Source organism: Gracilimonas sp. (genome assembly GCF_031581265.1).
Lineage (GTDB): Bacteria > Bacteroidota > Rhodothermia > Balneolales > Balneolaceae > Gracilimonas.
On record NZ_JAVLBQ010000002.1, the window covers coordinates 89,280 to 109,135 of the forward strand.

General features: G+C 40.1%; 19 protein-coding genes. 5 read left to right on the plus strand and 14 right to left on the minus strand.

All coding sequences use genetic code 11. The annotated features are described in order from the left end of the window. Position 1: 1 nt before the first annotated feature. Positions 2-2,770, minus strand: a complete 2,769-nt coding sequence (locus RI561_RS01450; RefSeq protein WP_395078435.1) for a zinc-dependent metalloprotease — start codon at positions 2,768-2,770, stop codon at positions 2-4. A gap of 51 nt (positions 2,771-2,821) precedes the next feature. Further along, complete coding sequence (gene tyrA / locus RI561_RS01455; RefSeq protein ID WP_395078436.1) at positions 2,822-3,955, minus strand: bifunctional chorismate mutase/prephenate dehydrogenase; 1,134 nt, start codon at positions 3,953-3,955, stop codon at positions 2,822-2,824. 236 nt (positions 3,956-4,191) lie between these two features. Here tyrA and uvrB point away from each other — a divergent pair, with 236 nt between their 5' ends. Beyond that, complete coding sequence (uvrB, locus tag RI561_RS01460) at positions 4,192-6,243, plus strand: excinuclease ABC subunit UvrB (RefSeq protein WP_395078437.1); 2,052 nt, start codon at positions 4,192-4,194, stop codon at positions 6,241-6,243. A gap of 68 nt (positions 6,244-6,311) precedes the next feature. Further along, complete coding sequence (locus RI561_RS01465) at positions 6,312-6,866, plus strand: class I SAM-dependent methyltransferase (protein ID WP_395078438.1); 555 nt, start codon at positions 6,312-6,314, stop codon at positions 6,864-6,866. A gap of 34 nt (positions 6,867-6,900) precedes the next feature. Here the strand turns inward: RI561_RS01465 and RI561_RS01470 are convergent, their stop codons facing one another. From RI561_RS01470 to rpmB, 10 genes are all read right to left on the minus strand, one after another. Continuing rightward, on the minus strand, positions 6,901-7,389 hold the full coding sequence (locus RI561_RS01470; RefSeq protein WP_395078439.1) for a hypothetical protein: 489 nt from the start codon (positions 7,387-7,389) through the stop codon (positions 6,901-6,903). Positions 7,390-7,807: 418 nt separating this feature from the next. After that, the gene (locus RI561_RS01475; protein WP_395078440.1) at positions 7,808-8,296 is read right to left on the minus strand and encodes a metallophosphoesterase; all 489 of its coding nucleotides are present in this window, start codon (positions 8,294-8,296) and stop codon (positions 7,808-7,810) included. A 90-nt stretch (positions 8,297-8,386) separates the two neighbouring features. Beyond that, a complete protein-coding gene (locus RI561_RS01480; protein ID WP_395078441.1) occupies positions 8,387-8,842 on the minus strand; it encodes a MarR family winged helix-turn-helix transcriptional regulator in 456 nt (151 codons plus the stop codon). Positions 8,843-8,893: 51 nt separating this feature from the next. Next, positions 8,894-9,658 carry an exodeoxyribonuclease III gene (locus RI561_RS01485; RefSeq protein ID WP_395078442.1) on the minus strand — a complete coding sequence of 255 codons (765 nt, stop codon included), beginning with the start codon at positions 9,656-9,658 and terminating at the stop codon, positions 8,894-8,896. A 9-nt stretch (positions 9,659-9,667) separates the two neighbouring features. Then, complete coding sequence (tyrS, locus tag RI561_RS01490; protein WP_395078443.1) at positions 9,668-10,882, minus strand: tyrosine--tRNA ligase; 1,215 nt, start codon at positions 10,880-10,882, stop codon at positions 9,668-9,670. Then, complete coding sequence (locus RI561_RS01495; RefSeq protein WP_395078444.1) at positions 10,883-11,470, minus strand: CvpA family protein; 588 nt, start codon at positions 11,468-11,470, stop codon at positions 10,883-10,885. A 3-nt stretch (positions 11,471-11,473) separates the two neighbouring features. Then, positions 11,474-11,932, minus strand: coding sequence for a GatB/YqeY domain-containing protein (locus RI561_RS01500; RefSeq protein ID WP_395078445.1), 459 nt, complete (start codon positions 11,930-11,932; stop codon positions 11,474-11,476). An 88-nt stretch (positions 11,933-12,020) separates the two neighbouring features. Continuing rightward, entirely contained in the window at positions 12,021-12,191 is a 171-nt protein-coding gene (locus RI561_RS01505) for a DUF4295 family protein (protein ID WP_395078446.1), read from the minus strand. Between the two features lie 8 nt (positions 12,192-12,199). Continuing rightward, on the minus strand, positions 12,200-12,364 hold the full coding sequence (gene rpmG / locus RI561_RS01510) for a 50S ribosomal protein L33 (protein ID WP_395078447.1): 165 nt from the start codon (positions 12,362-12,364) through the stop codon (positions 12,200-12,202). A 4-nt stretch (positions 12,365-12,368) separates the two neighbouring features. Further along, positions 12,369-12,614 carry a 50S ribosomal protein L28 gene (rpmB, locus tag RI561_RS01515; protein ID WP_395078448.1) on the minus strand — a complete coding sequence of 82 codons (246 nt, stop codon included), beginning with the start codon at positions 12,612-12,614 and terminating at the stop codon, positions 12,369-12,371. A 269-nt stretch (positions 12,615-12,883) separates the two neighbouring features. Between rpmB and gyrB the strand changes: the two genes are divergently transcribed. From gyrB to RI561_RS01530, 3 genes are all read left to right on the plus strand, one after another. Next, the gene (gene gyrB, locus RI561_RS01520; RefSeq protein WP_395078449.1) at positions 12,884-14,821 is read left to right on the plus strand and encodes a DNA topoisomerase (ATP-hydrolyzing) subunit B; all 1,938 of its coding nucleotides are present in this window, start codon (positions 12,884-12,886) and stop codon (positions 14,819-14,821) included. A 45-nt stretch (positions 14,822-14,866) separates the two neighbouring features. Continuing rightward, positions 14,867-17,335: a DNA gyrase subunit A gene (gene gyrA / locus RI561_RS01525; RefSeq protein WP_395078450.1), complete on the plus strand. Its 2,469-nt coding sequence runs from the start codon at positions 14,867-14,869 to the stop codon at positions 17,333-17,335. 156 nt (positions 17,336-17,491) lie between these two features. Next, entirely contained in the window at positions 17,492-18,262 is a 771-nt protein-coding gene (locus RI561_RS01530) for a TerC family protein (protein ID WP_395078451.1), read from the plus strand. An 83-nt stretch (positions 18,263-18,345) separates the two neighbouring features. On the opposite strand, the gene RI561_RS01535 is transcribed toward RI561_RS01530, so the two are convergent. Continuing rightward, complete coding sequence (locus tag RI561_RS01535; RefSeq protein ID WP_395078452.1) at positions 18,346-19,284, minus strand: helix-turn-helix transcriptional regulator; 939 nt, start codon at positions 19,282-19,284, stop codon at positions 18,346-18,348. A gap of 3 nt (positions 19,285-19,287) precedes the next feature. Beyond that, a complete protein-coding gene (locus tag RI561_RS01540) occupies positions 19,288-19,845 on the minus strand; it encodes an RsmG family class I SAM-dependent methyltransferase (protein ID WP_395078453.1) in 558 nt (185 codons plus the stop codon). Between the last annotated feature and the right edge of the window lie 11 nt (positions 19,846-19,856).

Here is a 19,856-nt window from a genome sequence, read left to right on the forward strand (position 1 = left end):
ATTATTTAATTAAAACCATTTGTCGGGTTAATGTTTGGGAAGTCGTTTTCAAACGGTAGATGTATATGCCACTGGCAAGGTGAGAAGCATCAAAATTTATTTGATGTGACCCAGCGTTTGTTTTTTGGTTTTCAATCAATGTTGACACTTTTTGTCCTTGTATATTGAACACTTCTAACTGCACATCTTCAGGCTGTGCCAAGGTGAAGTTTATAGTGGTAGAAGGGTTGAATGGGTTTGGGTAATTTTGGGCCAGTTCTACTTTGTGGGGCTTATCTTCGGTTTCATTAGAAACAGCTTGGTTCACCGTTAGCTCAATAGGGATTTCTAAGGGTTGAGTATCTGGCTCATTGGTACTAAGCAGCATTTTTGTAGTATAGGTGCCAGCCTCAACTCCTTCGGTATTTAAACGGAATTGTAGTGGTTGCACTTTACCGGAACGCACAAAACCAGCAAGGTTTTCAGAGTCTATTCTAAACCATTTTTTAGAAGAAGTATCTTTACTGATTTTCAAATTATCTATATCAATAGTATTGGAAGCATTTCCTCTTCTGTAAATTTGTAATACGCCTGGTGTTTTTCCTGATAATGGGTCAGTCTGATAAACTAAATTTCCATTTATGTAATGATCATTGGTTCCCTCCATTACGTTAAAGTGTATTTTATACGTATGGTACTTATTTGACTCAAGGGTTGCCCCAGAAAAATTATAAGAAGCGCCTCCAACTGCGTTTTCCTCTCTCACATATAAGGCGTCATTTGCTACAATTAAGTAGTTAGAATAGTTATATGTTTTCCCATCATATAGTATGATTTCAAAGAAGTTTTCCTCAACAGTGTTGTCACCGGTGTAATAAAAATCAAACTCTACTGTATAATCTCCGGATACAAGATATCCAAGAAAAGGGCTATATACCGATACACTTTCAGAGCTGTTTTCCCCTAATCTTATGTGGTTTGTTCCATTGCTGGGGTTATCAGAAGTAACCTTAAACCCGGTACTTGACTGGGCTCTCCATTCATTATAACCGTTAATTTCACTGCTGTTAACCGAAAACCCTTCATCACTTTCAAAAGAAGTACTGTATAGAACCTCCTCATGCTCTGTGCTGCTTTTGAATGCATTATTACTTTTTAGCGGATAATGGTTAACCAGGTTTTTCAGATCCTCCGCCTGCAATTTTTCGGGCTTTTCAATAGTTTCTAAAGACTGCGCCTTTTTCTTTGATTGTTGTTTAGAAGATGAAGATGATTGTGGCTCAAAATCAACTTCCCACATTAGCGTTGAATTCCCGGTATTTCCAATATCAATAGTTATTATTCGTTCATCTTCCCGGTTCATTTCCACATTAATATTATTAGCAGATGGACTGGAAGAGTCTAAATACTCGGAAGATAGTTCTGACACCGGAGGGTCTATCCGTGTATCCCGGTAATTAGCTATCGAACGCTTGATGATATTCATACTCAATGCACTATTCTCGGGGGTTCTGCTGTTATTTGTTCCTACCTGGAAACCCTGCCATGATAAATCCGGACTTGAAAATATCGGGATTCTACTATAACTCACTCCCTGTGAATCTTGCTGATATGCCATTACCGTAGCATTTCTTTCATTAGTTTCTTGAAAACCTACTGAAAAATGAAATAACCCCCCTGATTCAGAAGCTGCATAAGAGCTTTGTGTTCTCGAGTGAGCATTCCCCATATTATGCCCTATTTCATGTATTAACGTAGTATTACCTGGAATTCCAATTTGTTGTACTCGGTTTACAGAAAACCCATATTGTGATGATCCTCCTGTACTCCCTAATCGCCATGCAATCCCACCGGTTTCCGGCTCATTCATAATAGCCGCCATTAAATCAGCACCATAATCATCTCTGAGTGAATGAACTTCCTGCATGAACCCATTATACTCACTGTCAAAAATTGGATCGTTATCATTTTGAGTGAACCTTCTTAAATGCGTTCCGGCTGAAATCTCATCATTTTCGTCTCCGGTATCATCCGAATAGGTCGTGTTTTTATGGACATAAACAACCCGAAGTTCAATCGGTAGTTCGCTGTTATCCAATGCCGTTTGAGAGTTGTTAATTGAATTCGCAATTATTTCATTAATGTCCTCATAACTCGTACTGTTTGTTGCCCACTCTTCTGCGTTTTCAGTATAAACCAACATAACATCAATGACCGTGGTATCATTGGGTGATTCTAAAAGTAAGGCGGCACTATTTTCATTATTGCTTTCAGCTTTGCTTTTACTTTTTGCTCCGGAAGAAAAAGAAGGTGCATAAGCAACTAAATCCTCCACATCGCCATGCACCGCACAGGCTTGTTCTTGAGGGAGGTTGCTGCTATCAGTGGTTAGATAGTTTTGTTTGGCTTTGGTGTCTTTTAAAAAGAAAATGCTTTCCTCATGATTTAAGTGATACACACCGGTTATCCCACCATTAGAATAGGTAAATGTGAATATTTCATCCGGATCTTCTGAAGAAACTGCATGATATGAAATTGTGCCGGGGATGTAAGAAGTTTTTCTTTTCACAATCATCTCCCTGGTTTTGGAACTGCCAATATCCATTAGAAATACAGATCCCTTTTGGAGCCGATCTTCCTCAAAAACCGTTTGATCAATATCTAATACTACCCCGGTATCTGATATAGATTTTTGAGGTGTGGCTGAAATAATCTTGGGATGATCTTGTGCTGCTGCATTTGTCCCTAAAAGAAATACTGCAGTTAATACTAAATAATATATTTTATTCATCCTGAAGTTCTTTTTCTATTGTTTCTGTCAATCTAATTAAATAATACCTTATTAAGCAAAACGATCTGCAAGACGGTTTATTAGGTATCCACTTTCTTCAAGCGCCTGGGTCGCAAACTTTCCAAAGAAATCGGTAACTCCTTCAAATTCTTTAATAAAACCTTCACGGTCGTTTTCTTCCACCATTTTTGCGAGTTTCTGATGGTGATCCAAAAACTTCATCAACAATTCCCGACGTTCCTTGTTGGCAAAAACGATGTCGGCATACAGCTCGGCATCCTGGGCAAAAATTCGGCCGGTCATCATCAGTTCTGCTCGGTAGATGGGAGAAGAATAGTCGAGCATATCAGTGGGTTTCAGGTCGTATTCTTCCATGAAGGAACCGTGGAGTAAAGCTACAAAGTGACGAAGCCCCTGTACAAGGTGCATCACATGATCATGTTTTTCAGGGTCGGCTTCTATCACCCGCATTCCCCAAAGCCTGCATTGTTCCACAAACCACAAGGCATGTTCTCCGCCCCGGCCATCACAGAAAACCATAAGCTGCTTGGAGAGATTCTGGACATCGGGTCCGTGCATGGGGTGCAATCCTACCACGGGACCCTCATGTGCTTTAAGCATAGCCTGAATAGGGGCATTTTTATTACTGGTGAAGTCAGCTAAAATAGTTTGCTTTTTCAGTCTACCGCTAAGCCGTTCAATTACGCTTTCGGTTACTTTGATAGGAACGGTCACAATCACCATATCAAGTTTGGGTGCCCACTCTTCAAGTTCATACCAATTCCCTTTGTCAATGGAATAGGTCACGTGCCCGGTTTGATCCGCAATGCGTTTGTACAGGCTTCCCATTCCTCCTTCCCCACCGATAAACAGAATATGCTTGGGCTCAGTAGTTGCTATTGGAAATTTCTCCTGAGACTGTGTAGCCCTCGAAGAAGTCATAATCATCCGCAAAAAATCTTCTGCCCAATCCGGGTCAATATTTTTTGACTTGGCCAATTCTTTAAACGCCTTGGTTTTTTCTTCCTCTCGTTTAGGTACAAAAACAGGAAGCTGATTCTCTACTTTTCGTTTGATGACATCACGCACAATCTCACCCCGCTCTGATAATAAGTCGAGGATTTGTTCGTCAATTTCATCCAGCCGTTTCCGGGGAGATTCTAAATCTTTATGTCTATGGGACATTTCATTGCTTTTTGTTTGCCACTAAAACTCTAAAACACAAAAGGTTTTCGGTTTGACGGTTTAAAATCCGCCTGACTGATATTACTTAATTAAAACTGTATAGCTAGTTCCTTTTTCTTATGGAATGTTATATCCCTTTTCGTGTTTTAGTGATTTAGTGGCAATCGTGAATCTTTAATTATTGAATAATATCGTTTCCTAAGTTACATCACAGTTTGTACCTTTAAAAGCTATTTATGAGCCAATTTAAACTTCACTCTCCTTACGAACCTGCGGGCGATCAGCCCAAAGCCATTGAAGAACTCACCGAAGGTCTGAATGCCGGTGATAAGTTCCAGACTTTACTCGGTATAACCGGTTCTGGTAAAACACGCACCATCGCCAATACCATTGAAAATGTGGAGAAGCCTACATTGGTGATGAGTCATAACAAAACACTGGCGGCTCAACTATATCGTGAGCTCAGTGATTTCTTTCCCGAAAATCGCGTAGAGTTTTTCATTTCCTATTATGATTACTACCAACCGGAAGCCTACCTCTCTACACAGGACAAATACATTGAGAAGGACCTTTCCATCAATGAAGAAATACAACGGCTGCGATTGCGGGCTACCAGCTCATTGCTTTCCGGGCGCCGGGATGTAATCATCGTCTCATCCGTAAGCTGTATCTATGGTATTGGCTCTCCCTCTGAATATGAAAAGCTAATCCTGAACCTGGAAGTAGGTCAGGAAATTCCGCGCAACACCATTTTGTACGATTTGGTAGATCTTCACTATAACCGTAATGACCTGGAATTTAAGCGCGGCACATTTCGTGTGCGGGGTGATGTGATTGATATTTATCCGGCCTATTCCGATGAAGGACTTCGCATAACGCAGTGGGGTGATGAAATCGAATCGCTACAGCTTTTTGATGTAGATGACGGCTCCATTATCGAAAGTGTAAATGAATTTAGGGTGTACCCTGCATCACACTATGTGACTTCTAAGTCCCGGCTCGAAACTTCGATTGAACAAATCCGGGAAGAGCTGGAGTGGCGCAAAAAAGTGCTTATTGATGAAGAGAAGTTTTTGGAGGCCAAACGCATTGAACAGCGCACGCTTTTTGATATCGAAATGATCCAAGAAATTGGCTATTGCTCCGGAATTGAGAATTACTCTCGCTACCTGAGTGCACGAAAACCGGGAGAACGCCCTTACTGCCTCATGGATTATTTTCCGGATGATTACCTCGTGGTTGTAGATGAAAGTCATCAGACTATCCCACAAATTTCTGCCATGTACGGTGGCGATCGTTCACGCAAAATTGAATTAGTGGAACACGGATTTCGACTCCCGTCTGCCATGGATAACCGTCCATTGACTTTTGATGAATGGGAAGAGCTGGTAAATCAGGTCATATTTGTAAGTGCCACACCCAGCGATTATGAGCTGGAGAAGTCTGGCGGAGTATATACGGAACAAATTATTCGTCCAACCGGATTGATGGAACCTGAAATTGAAGTCAGGCCGCTGGACAATCAGGTGGATGATCTATTGGGTGAAATCCGCGAAAAAATTGAAAAGAATGAGCGTGTTCTCGTTATTACGCTCACTAAGCGACTGAGTGAGGAGTTGAGTGAATATCTCAAAAACCTCAACATCAAGGCAGCATATATGCACAGCGAATTAAATGCCCTTGAAAGAATCGAAGTTTTGTATAAATTCAGGCGCGGCGATTTTGACGTATTGGTTGGGATTAACCTGCTGCGTGAGGGAATCGATATTCCTGAACTTAGCTTAGTGGCTATCATGGATGCAGACAAGGAAGGCTTCCTTCGATCAGAAACTTCACTGTTTCAGATTGTGGGTCGTGCCGCTCGAAATGTGGGTGGTAAAGCCATTTTGTATGCAAATAAAATGACTAACAGTATCCAGAAAGTGGTAGAAGAAACCCACCGCCGTCGTAAAATTCAGGAAGAATATAACGAGAAGCACGGCATCACTCCTACAACTATTAAAAAGGAGCTGAAGCCACTGGTTGATCCAAGCCTCATTTCAAGCCAAAGCTTTGACTTTGCACGGAAAGATGAGGAACCTGACGAAGATGCACTTGAGGTAATCAAAGTGGCCGAAGAGGGCATTCAGTACAAGGCAAGTCCTGCCATGAAGGAAGTAACCTTCGAGAATAAGGATAAGCTGATTGAACACCTTCGCGAGACGATGTATCATGCGGCCAAGAATATGGAGTTTGAGGAAGCGGCTCGCATCCGAGATCAAATTGCACAATTAGAAGACGAACTTTAGTTGGTTAATGGTTATTCGTTCTTTGTGAATACCATTTACCATTCAATTATTAGACAAACTACCAACACATGAAAGGTACCATCGAATTTTTGAAGTCATTTGCATCCGATAAAGATGTTGCATCTATAACTCCATCGTCTAAATATTGTATTCGTCAGCTTTGTGAATACATCGATTTCCCCAATACTGATGTCATCGTTGAATATGGCGGTGGAACCGGGGTTTTTACCAAGCACTTTCTCAAGCAAATGCGTCCTGATGCTCGCTTATTTGTTTTCGAAACCAATGATAATTTTGCTGAACTATTAAACAATATTGATGATAACCGGCTTACTGTTTTTCATGAATCCGTAGAAGATATTTTGGATTTGCTTCCTGAAGAAGTGGTGGGTAATGTAAACCACATAGTATCTGGCATCCCATTTTCCTTCTTTGACTGGGATATGAAAATAGATATTCTCTCCAAAACCAAGCAAGCTCTCAAGAGTGAGGGCTCATTTCTCGCTTATCAAACTTCCGGGCATTTGAAAGACCCGCTAAATGAGTCATTCGGAAATTTCACTACGGAATTCTGCTGGAAAAACATCCCCCCGTATTTTATTTATGAGGCGGTTAATAAGTGATTTTTGATTTATTATTTTAGATTGATGATTGAAATCACTCAATCACTATCTCCCCGTCGCTCTTCTCTTTGGGCTTGCCTTTATTTTTCCACTGCTTGTAGAACTGTATAAGATTGGAAACGGCGTAAGTCAACATAAAGAAAGCAATGAAATAAGCCACCGAATCGGGGTTCATAACGATTAGGATGGCAATAATGAGGGTGATTATTCCCAAAAAGCTAAAAGAAAGACCGAATAACATCAGCAAGCCAAAGAGACCTAAAAAACCGGCGAAGGTAAAGGGGATGAGTTCGGGAAAAATAAATATTAAAACACCAGCTACAATGGGAAGTGCAGATATAAATCCGGGAAATCTAAAAGCGGCAAACATTAATCCAAGGGCAACAAGGTAACCTCCAGCTATCAGGTATAAGAAATTTGGGAAAATTAACGTCAATATTCCCGTAGCTAAAGTCAGCAGGACATTGATTATTTTCTGCTCTTTTGATTTTCCTAAAACGTTGACTTCGATTTGTTGGAACATGCTATATTTTGTTATTGAGTTTGATAAAAAACCAGTCTTGATTTTCTTCCTTAGCGTCAATTTTACCTTTTCTTATGTAAATCCAACGAAGTTATAACAAACTAAATTTGCAAATCATTATAAGCATACGATTCACTAAGTACTTTCCCTTACTTTTGTCTTGATACAAAAGTAACAAAAGATCAAGGCGGGCAAAAAAAGAGCTAAAGCTGTCTACACTCCGCTAAAAGAAATCAATGCTCCTTCTCTGGGCTTGCCATAGGTACAAAATACCATGCGCCCCGATAAATTCGGGGTTTCTTAACGCTTCATTCCGTCATCTTCTTAACGCTCTTTTTTCTAAGGCCGGTTATTCTGATGTATACTCGACAATAACTACTCAAAGTAATAGTTTCTAAGACTTTAACCTCAACTACCTTTAATTAAGTTCTACAAATTCTATTTCCTTCGTTTCCGTATCTAAAAAACCGATACTTGCTTTACCCTCAAAACCATGGGCTGTACCCGGATTGACATGTATGGTATTACCAATTACACGGTTTACCTTCTCATGAATATGTCCGCTTACTACAATGTCATATCTACCAGAGTGACAGAGAGAATCTGTAATTTCGGCGTGCGTTCCGTGATACACGGCAATAATTAAACCACCTGCCTGTACTTTCAAAAAGTCTCCTGCTATTTCAGCGCCCATTTCATTGAATTTTGAGATCAACAGGTATTTATCGCCATCGTTGTTTCCGAAAATGCCTTTCAAATTTAGACCTTCAAAATGTGGGATAGTAAAAGGGCTGCAATAATCCCCGGCGTGGAGCACCATGTCTGCCTTCCTGCTTTTAAATTCTGAGACGGCTTTTTTGATATTTGGCACGTGATCGTGGGTATCAGAAATGAGACCAATGAGCATGACGGGATTTCTTTTGGTTTGAAATTCTGCTCACCAAAAGAGTACTATTTAAAATACTGAACCGCAACAAAGCAGCCTCGGAGATTGGATTTACTCTTCTTCGGGCTTTTTGCCAAGCTTTTTACAAATAGAAGCTAATTGCTCTTTTTCTTCGGAACTCAAAACCGAAAACTCTTCTTTAATTTTTTCGAGATGCTGTGGAAAAAAGTCTTCTATAAATTCTCGGCCTTTTTTGGTTAGAGATATAATCACAGCCCGGCGGTCATTAGGATCGGTTTTCTTTTGTACCAATCCGCTTTTTTGGAGATTGTCTATGACCAACGTTATGTTGCCGCCACTTTTCAGCAACTTCTGGCCAAGTTCTCGTTGATTCAAGGGACCTACATGTAACAATGCTTCCAATGTTCCAAACTGACTTACGGTGAGATTTGCATCAGAGAGGTGTCGGGCCAATCTTCCGTTTACGCTTTCACTTGCCCGGGTGAGTTTGATGAATGCATTCAACGTCTGCTGTACGTTTTTGCTTCCTTTAAAGTGTGTTCCCATATTATTGCTTTATTCTTCCCGAACAACTTTTACAAATGGCTATTCGTTCAGTTATAATTCGTACGTAATGGTCACCGGCGCATGATCCGACAGATCCCATTTTGCTTCAATTTCGGCATTTACGGCCTTCTTTGCCAATTCAGGCGAAGCCAAATGATAATCAATTCTCCAGCCTTTATTTCGCTCCTTAGATGCCGCCCGATAACTCCACCAACTATATAAATCTTTTTTGTTGGGGTGAAGTTTACGAAATACATCTTCATACCCGGTTTCCAAAAAGTCCGTGACCCACTGTCTTTCTTCAGGTAGAAAGCCCGAAGTTTTATGTTGTTTGCTCGGGTTATGAATATCAATTTCGGTATGACAAATGTTGAAATCTCCGCAAAAAACGGTCGCTTTTTCATCTTTGGTAAATTGTTCTCCAAACCGGATGAATTTATCCAAAAAATCCATCTTCATATCTTGGCGGATGTCACCTGTTGTTCCACTTGGAGCATACACACTGAATACACGAAATTTTTCAAATTCCGTCATGATTATTCTTCCCTCTGCGTCTATCCAATCTTCGCCGATTCCTTCTTCAACATTCAGGGGTTTTTGTTTTGAATAGATACCAACTCCCGAATAGCCCTTTTTCTCAGCCATATGATATGATTCATGATAATCCAAAGCCTTAATATCATCAGGAATTTGATGCTCCAGGGCTCTTAACTCTTGAAGACAGATAATATCAGGGGCACTTTCTTCCACCCAATCAGTGAATCCCTTTCGGTGGGCGGCCCTGATTCCGTTTACGTTATACGAACTTATTTTCACCAAACCTGCTTACTTCCCTTTTATGATTCCAAAATTCCGCTTGCCTACTTTAAGGGAGAATTCATCTCCTTTTTCAAAAGTAATTGAATAGCCTTTATCAGTTATTTTCTTGTCATCAAGACTTACGCCACCTTGTTTCATCATCCGCTTGGTTTCTCCATTACTGGAAGTGAACCCGGTTTCTGAAATGATGTCGAGAAGACGAATTTCCTTACCGGTTTCAAATTCAAATTCCGGTGCGTCATCCGGCACTTCTTTGTTAATGACCGTTTTCTCGAAATGCTCTTTGGCTGCTTTGGCGGCTTCTTCCCCGTGATACATTCTTACTATGGTGAAAGCCAAATCATGTTTGGCATTTCTCGGATCGGTCTCAATTTTTTCTTTTACTGTGGGAAGGTCATTCGTTTTTATGTCCGTTACCAGTTCGTAATAGGTATAGATCAAATCATCCGGAATAGATAGCGATTTACCGTACATCTCATTCGGCTCCTCGTTGATGCCAATGTAATTATCATATGATTTGGACATTTTCGCTGAACCGTCGGTGCCCACCAGCAGCGGCATCATCAGGCAAACCTGTGGATCTTGTCCATCTTCTTTTTGAAGTTGACGGCCTACTAATAGATTAAATTTCTGATCGGTTCCGCCCAGCTCTACATCTGATTTTATATGAACTGAATCCTGACCCTGGGCTAATGGATATAAAAACTCGTGTAATGAAATCGGTTCGTTATTTTTGAACCGTTTGGAAAAATCATCCCGCTCAATCATTCTCGCAACTGTTAATTTCGATGACAACTGGATCACATCCATAAAGTCCATCTCGCCCAGCCAGTCATAATTGTTGGTAAGGGTGAGTTTATCTTCATCCAAAATTTTCTTTGCCTGTTCGATGTATGTTCCGGCGTTGTCTTTAACTTCTTCCATCGTGAGCGGTGGTCGTGTTTTATTTTGCCCGGAAGGGTCGCCGATCATTGCAGTAAAACCACCGATTATGAGTATCACTTCATGTCCGAGGTCTTGAAACTGACGCATTTTCCGGAGAATCACAGAGTGACCCAGATGTAAATCAGGTCGCGTAGGATCAACTCCCAGCTTAATTTTGAGCGGCTTATTCTCTTTTCTGGATTTTTTGAGTTTCTCGATGAGTTCTTCTTCCGGGACAATTTCAGTTGTGCCGCGACGGATAATTTCTAATTGTTTCTCAACAGGTAAAAATGACATTTAGTTATCTTGATTTTCGTTTGATTCTTGTAATTCGTTTAAAAATGGAATGTTTTCAAGTGGATTGTATTCGCCGATATTAGCCTTTAATGTTTCGGTATAGTTCTCTGCGCCGGGATAAACTTTAGCTATCAAGTTATAAGTAACGGGCGCTAAATATATAACGGAAGGATACAGGTAAGACTCATCCCGGGCTTCATCAGATGGGATATTAAATCCGGCTAAAAGTAACAGGGCTCCACTTACCAGTAATCCGCTTTTGAGCATTCCAAATGTGGCGCCTAACAGTCTGTTAACCGTGCTGAGCTTAACCGCTTTTAAAAACTCTTTAGTGGCATAAGCGATGGCGGCTACTAATCCTACCGTCCCTACAAATAATATCACTCCTGAAATAAACGGAACATAGGAAGCACCCTTTTCAAAAAAAGGAGCAATTATTGCTGTAAAAGCATCGAGGTAATTGAATGTGATAAAAATGGCTAAGATGATCCCAATAATATTCAATATTTCCTTCGCGAATCCATTTACGGCGCCTTTATACCCAAAGTATAAAATTGGCACTGCGATAATAAGATCCAGGATCAGCATTTCTTATCCGCCTAATTCTTCTTTTACTATCTTGCTAACCAATGAGCCGTCGGCCTTTCCTTTTAGTTGACCCATTAGCGGGCCCATTACTTTGCCCATATCCTGCATACCGGAAGCACCAAGCTGCTCTATTTTATCCTGAACAACTTTACGGACATCTTCTTCATCCATCATCTCGGGCAGATAAGCTTCAATGATTTCTAATTCGGACTTTTCATTTTCAGCCAGATCGTTTCGATCGCCTTTTTCAAACTGCTCAATGGATTCTTTTCTTTGCTTGGCGGCTTTCATTAATACCTCTGTAGCCTGCTCATCCGTAAGCTCAGCTTCGCCACCTTTTCTTTCACTGATTTCTTTTTCCATCATTTTGGATTTCAGTGACCTCAAGACTCGCAGTTTGTCTTGATTTTTGGCTTTCATTGCCTCTTTTATATCTGCAATTATTTGTTCTTTTATAGTCATAGTTTTCTCCTCCGCTAAAAATAACCAAAAAAAAAGGTTACACAATGTTTATTGCGTAACCTAAATTCTTTTTTTCAAAGTAAATGAATCAGCTTTTGTTTTGCTGAATATATTCTTTCACATCGTCTTGATCCATCATTACTTCTTTATAGGCATATTTCCCCTTATCATTCTTGGTAGAAATAATAACCTTTGCCATTTTGCGATGCGCTGCTTTCGCTTGTAGTGCTTCTTGTCCAAATGCTTGCTTCTTAGCCATATCTCTGGTTATTTAATTTCTTTATGAAGTGTATGCTTACGAAGAACAGGGTTGTATTTTTTTAGTTCAAGTCGATCGGTGGTCGTTCTTCGATTTTTTGTTGTTACATAACGAGATGAACCGGGTTTTTCGGTACACTCTAAAATCACCTGAACTCTGTTTCCTTTTGCCATAGTTCTATACGTCCTTTAAAAGAGTTCCTTTTTTCCGCGCTTCTTTCAATACCGCAGAAATTCCTTTCTTGTTAATTGTTCGAACAGTTTTTGCAGAAACTTTGAGCGTTACCCAACGGTCTTCTTCCGGTACATAAAAACGACGCTTTTGCAAGTTCAATTGAAAGCGGTGTTTGGTCTTATTGTTAGACTTTGAAGAACGGTAACCGTTCAAAGCTCCTTTTCCTGTAATATCGTCTTTTCGCGACATTGTTTATATAGTTAATTCATAATGAAAATAGACACCAAAGATAGAGCTATAAACATCAAAGTTCAACGGGCAACACCCTGAAAATTTCAATTATCCACAATTTCTCGAATTATCCACATTTAACCCCCTGAATCTGAGCCTGAATTTTACTTAAGAGTGCCCATCTCAGATATTTTAAACTAATGCCTCTCCTTTTTTTGATTTTGCCTGTTTAAGCTCTATTTTCCGACGTTAATTAACTCATCTAACAAAGCTATCACTCCATAATTATGGCAAAAAAACAAAGTTCCGACTACAAGGCTTCCAACATACAGGTTTTGGAGGGTCTTGAAGCGGTTAGAAAGCGGCCTTCTATGTATATTGGGGATACAGGTTCGCGCGGACTTCACCACTTAATAAATGAGGTGGTTGATAACTCCATTGATGAAGCTCTTGCCGGTTACTGCGACTATATAAATGTAACTATTAATGAAGACGGATCTATGACCATTTTTGATAATGGTCGGGGTATTCCGGTTGACACTCACGAAAAACTTGGGATTCCTGCTGTTGAGGTTGTATTAACCAAGCTGCATGCCGGTGGTAAATTTGATAAAGACACTTATAAAGTTTCCGGTGGACTACACGGGGTTGGTGTCAGTTGTGTGAATGCTCTTTCCAGTAATTTCAGAGCAGAAATTCATCGTGATGGTGAAATTCATGTAATGGAATTTGAAAAAGGCGCTACCACAGTCCCGCTTTCCGTAAAAGGAAAAACGGATGAAACCGGCACTAAAATTATTTTTACTCCAGATCCAGAAATTTTTACGCAAACAACAGAATTTAAGTTCGATGTTATAGCAGAGCGAATGCGAGAGTTGGCATTCCTTAATCCTGAGATTACCATCGATCTTATTGATGAGCGAGAAGAGGATGAGGATCTAAAACAAGAGACCTATCATTATGAGGGTGGGGTAAAGGATTTTGTTGACTTCCTGGATGAAAACCGAGAGTCAATGCTTAACACTCCTATCCATATTACCGGGGAAATTGATGATGTTCCGGTAGAAATTGCCATTCAATACAATCGATCTTTTTCTGAAAACGTACACTCTTACGTCAATAACATAAACACGCGAGAAGGCGGAACTCACGTTTCAGGGTTTCGGCGTGCATTGACTCGTTCTTTAAAATCTTATGCAGAGAAGAACAACCTAATCAAATCCAAAAGTAAGATTTCCATTTCCGGGGAAGATTTTCGGGAGGGGATGACGGCTGTATTGAGTGTAAAGGTTGCGGAGCCTCAATTTGAGGGACAAACCAAAACGAAACTTGGTAATTCTGAAGTTCAAAGTGCCGTTGAGATTGTTGTTTATGACCAGTTGAATGAATACCTGGAGCAAAATCCTAAAGCGGCTAAAAAAGTAATTGAAAAAGTTGTACTCGCCGCAGAAGCCAGAGAAGCCGCTCGCAAAGCCCGACAGTTAGTACAACGAAAAAGTGTTATGAGCGGGGGCGGACTTCCCGGTAAATTGGCTGACTGTTCTATTAAAGACCCGGAGCACAGTGAAATTTACCTCGTTGAGGGTGACTCAGCGGGTGGTTCGGCTAAAATGGGACGTAACCGTAGCTTTCAGGCCATCTTGCCTCTTCGAGGTAAAATCCTGAATGTTGAAAAAGCGAAGATCAACCGAATTCTTGAGAATAAAGAGATTCAGGCAATGATTACCGCTTTAGGTACCGGAGTTGGTCACGGCGAAGATGATTTTGATATGGAAAAACTTCGGTATCACAAAATCATCATCATGACCGATGCCGATGTTGACGGATCGCACATTCGTACTCTACTGCTCACATTCTTTTACCGTTACATGCGTCCCCTTATTGAATTGGGGTATGTGTATATCGCAACTCCACCACTCTACCGCATTACGGTTGGCAAAAATATTGACTATGCCTGGGATGATGATACCCGTGACAAAATGCTCAAAGAACTGAAGAAAGGTCGAAGAAAATTTGATGTGTCCCGCTACAAAGGTCTTGGAGAAATGAACCCCGAACAACTTTGGGAAACCACCATGGACCCTGAAACAAGAACCCTTCAGCAGGTAACCATTGATAGTGCCGCCGGAGCAGACAAGCTCTTTTCTACCCTCATGGGGGGTGATGTGGAACCTCGTCGTGAATTCATTGAGCGAAATGCCAAGTATGCCAACATCGATATCTAATTCTTAAACCTAATTAAGATTTTAACTGACTTTTATAGCTGATTTATGGCCAGAGAAAAAATAATACCGATAACTATTGAAGACGAAATGCAATCATCCTACATCGATTATTCGATGTCGGTTATTGTTTCACGTGCCCTGCCCGATGTTCGGGATGGCCTAAAACCTGTTCATCGCCGAATTTTATATGGGATGAATGATTTAGGGATGCTTCACAACAGAAATTATAAGAAAAGTGCCCGTATTGTCGGTGAGGTTTTGGGTAAATATCACCCCCACGGTGATAGTGCCGTGTATGATTCTATCGTACGGATGGTTCAGGATTTCTCACTGAGATATCCACTTGTTGACGGTCAGGGCAACTTCGGGTCAATTGACGGTGACAGTGCTGCAGCCATGCGTTACACTGAGGTTCGTATGGACCGGCTTTCAGAAGAAATGCTGTCTGATATAAATAAAGAGACCGTTGATTATCAATTTAACTTTGATGATACGTTGGAAGAGCCCACAGTTCTTCCAAGTATGTTACCAAATCTTTTGATTAATGGTGCTTCCGGTATTGCTGTGGGAATGGCCACTAATATGGCACCACACAATATAACGGAGGTTATTGATGGGGTTAATGCCTATATCGATAATCCCGATATTGAGATCAAGGAGCTAATGGAACACATTAAGGCTCCTGATTTCCCAACTGCCGGTATAATTTACGGCTATGAAGGAGTTAAAGAAGCTTATGAAACCGGCCGTGGAAAAATAACGCTTCGTGCTCGGGCAAATACAGAAGAAATTCGTGGAAATCGTGAGCAAATTGTTATTACTGAGATACCTTATCAGGTTAACAAGAGCACGCTTATCCAGAAAATTGCTACGCTCGTAAATGATGAAAAAATTACGGAAATCTCGGAAGTTAGAGATGAATCTGACCGGGAAGGAATACGGATTGTTATTATACTAAAGCGTTCTGCTAATGCAGGTGTTGTGCTTAATCAACTATATAAGTACACCCAGATGCAGACAACTTTCGGAGTAATCAGCTTGGCCTTAGTTAAAGGTCGTCCTAAAGTAATGGACCTAAAGGAACTGATCTATCACTATGTTGAACATCGTGTGGAAATTATTATTCGCCGCACGATGTATGACCTGGATCAAGCTGAGGCAAGAGCTCATATTCTTGAGGGACTTAAAATTGCCCTTGATAATCTGGACGAGGTCATAAAAACCATCCGAGCCTCTGACAGTCCCCAAGAAGCTAATGTTGCATTACGTAAGAAATTTGCTCTTACCGATATCCAAGCGAAAGCTATTCTTGACATGCGTCTCCAAAAACTCACCGGACTGGAACGTGAAAAAATTGACGGCGAGTATCGTGAAATTATTGATAAAATTGCAGACTACCGTGAAATCCTTTCCAATCGGGATATGCAAACTGCTATTATTAAAGAAGAGTTAGCTGACTTACGCAAACGTTATGGTGATGAAAGAAGAACACAAATTGTTCATTCGGCAGAAGACTTCAATGTAGAAGATATGATTGCCAATGAGGATGTCGTGGTAACAATTTCTAACAAAGGCTTCATTAAGAGAATGCCTGTTAGCGGCTACAGGCGACAGCGGCGAGGCGGTAAAGGAATGAAGGGTACTACCACTCGAGATGAGGAATATGTAGAACATTTATTCGTAGCTACCACACACAACTATATTTTGTTCTTTACTGAAAAAGGAATGTGTTACTGGCTGAAGGTTTATGAAATACCCGAAGGCGGAAGGTTGGCCCGTGGCCGTGCCATTGTTAATCTCATTGATATTGAGAAAGACGATTCTATCAAAGCATTTGTGCCTGTCAAAACCCTTGATGAAGACGATTATATCAATAATCATTCCATAATTATGACAACTAAAGGCGGACAGGTTAAGAAAACAACGCTTGAAGCATATAGCCGTCCGCGAAGAGATGGAATTATTGCCATTAATATTAAGGAAGGGGACAGTTTACTTGCCGCCGAGCTTACCGATGGTGATAGCCAAATCATTTTAGCCAATAAAGGAGGTCGTGCTATTCGGTTCCACGAAAGTGAGGTTCGTGATATGGGCCGTAATACATCCGGTGTTAAAGGCATGACCCTTGGCAAAAATGATGAAATCGTTGACATGGTAGTTATCCGCAACGCCCATGAAGCGACGGTTCTTGCCATGTCTGAAAATGGATACGGTAAACGTTCTCTTGTGGAAGACTATCGGGAGCAATCACGAGGCGGTAAAGGAGTCATCACACTCAAAGTGACACCTAAAACCGGTGATCTAATTGGCCTCAAAGAGGTAACCGACCAAGATGACCTGATGATTATTACCGAACAAGGTAAAGTTATTAGAATGAATTGTGGAGGCATTCGAACTATGGGCAGAAATACGCAGGGTGTTCGTATTATGCGCCTCGATTCAGATGGAAAAATTGCCGCGGTAACCCGTGTAGTCAATGAAGAAGAAGGTGATAGCGAGGAAGATGAAGATTAATCATTTATACTTCTTTTAGATTTATTATTTAAGAAAAAGGGCTTCAATTTAGAAGCCCTTTTTTATTTTATTCTGTGTTCAAGTAATAATTGATTTTGATAATGACTTATAGTAACTGTATTCTGAAGCCTTTTTAATTAATTCATTACACCCCATATGGAAATTCTGCTCACTCCAGAAAGTTGGATTGCTCTCTTAACGCTTACCTTTTTAGAGATTGTCCTTGGTATAGATAATATCATATTTATCTCCATTGTATCTAATAAGCTTCCTGCCGAAAATCAACAAAAGGCTCGCATAACCGGATTGGTCTTAGCTTTGATATTCCGTATAGCCATGTTGTTTAGTATCAGCTGGATAATTGGATTTACTGAGCCCCTATTCTCCGTATTTGATTTTGAATTTAGCATACGGGACCTAATCCTATTTGCAGGCGGTATCTTTCTGATTTTTAAAAGTACGGTTGAAATTCATCACAAGATGGAAGGTCAGCATAATGAAAAAGGCGACAAGAAGCTTGCAACTTTTGGCCAGGTTATTTTCCAAATAGTTGCTCTTGATTTAATTTTTTCCTTCGATAGTATTCTTACTGCAATTGGCCTCACAGATGAACTTATTCTGATGGTAATTGCAATAATAATATCTATCATAGTAATGATAGTTTTCGCAGAAACTATTAGTGAATTCATCAAAAACCACCCTACGCTTGAAGTATTAGCACTCTCGTTTCTAATACTAATTGGTTTTATGCTAATGATTGAAGCTTTCGAGTTTCACGTCCCTAAAGGTTATATCTATTTTGCAGTTTTCTTCTCACTATTTGTTGAAATTGTTAACATGAGAATCCGCAAGAAAAGGGATGCTAAAAAACCGGTCAAATTGCGTAAGCGTTTTGAAAATAGTAGCAGCGAGGAAACAGTTAATTAATTGGCCTTTAAATTGATATCTGTTACCTCAAGAATTATATCTTAACTTCACATAATTTTATTGAGTGATAATAATGAGCTATACTAATTCACCAACATGCTCTTAAGTAATTCTTTCCTTTTCTCAATTAATTCTTTTGGGGCCTCAATTTTTATTTTATTCCCAAACTGAAGCAACCACTCATTTATAAAGTCCAGATTATCGAATTCGAACTCCACCTTAATTAATTTAGCGCCAACACTCTCTTTCTTAAAAATTTTAGCCGGTAAATTTCCCTCTAATCGCTCCATCTCAGATTTTTCGACCTGTACTATTATTGAATAAGAACTCCCCTCAGATCTAAATATTAAGCCCTCTACGTCCAATTCGGATTTAAGGGTGTAATTTTCTTCCAGGATTTTAACGTCTTCAATACTTTCGAGTATAAAATTTCTAATTTCTCCCCGGAGATGAGATTTCCCAATTACATTCCAATGATCTTCATAAAAAACCAAGATGTACGGGTCTATTTTTCGGATATCGGTATCACCTGATTTTGTTGTGTACTTAAATTGAAGTCTTTTCTCTTGCGCAATTGCACTACTAATTAAATACCAACTCCCTCCTTTCTTTTTCTTGCCACCAAATTTCAAATACGGATCAACAATCGTCCGGCCCTCTAATGATGTCATGAATTCCTTTAGTTCGTCAGGAAGTACCTCTTTTATTTTCAGCTCTACTCCTTTTGCGTCTTCAACCAAGCCCTCATCAACCTGAGATTTTACAAAATTCAACCCAACCATTATAGTAGCAAGCTCCTTGGAGGTAAACATCAACGGGGGAACTTTAAACCCATCAATTAACCCATAACCCGAATATCGATCCCAGGTTACAGGTACATTTATTTCCTCTAAAGCATTGAAATCTCTAAATATAGTGCGTCTACTCACTCCAAATCGATCTGCTAATTCTTTAACTGTTTTCTTCTTTCCCGGCTGCTGAAGGAGCAGCATTAATTTTAGCCTTCGCTCTGAACTATTCATAGGTTAAATCCTCGTTATTTCAACTAATGCCTTGCCATCATAAAATGAATTCCCGAATGCTTCAAGAGAGAAAACATGAATATTTAAAGGTACATCAATGCCCTGCAGCTCTCGCAATACCTTTTTTTCTCCTTTTAGCAGCACTATATGTTGCCAATTTTTTCCATCCAATAACGCTACCAAATCGTTTACCTTAAAAGCGTGCTTACTTATAATCAGGTGCTCTTTAGAAATATCCGCCTCTTCAACTGAACCCGATAATGTTGATACATTACTGACACCTAATTTTAGAATCATTTGCTTACAGGCCAGCATTTTTTTTGTTACTATATCATTTAGTAATATTTCTTTTTGAGGGTAAACAATCCCTAAGGGTATCCCGGGAAGTCCTCCGCCCGCTCCTGCATCTATTATTTTAGTTGAATTCTGAAAAAGATTCGACTGAGAAATTACCAAAGAATGCTCTACGTGATGCCTCACCGTTTCACGTGAAACATCCCGGCTCACTAAATTCACTCTCTTATTCCACCAGAGCAGCTGATCAATATATTTTAAAAGCACCTCCTCTTGTT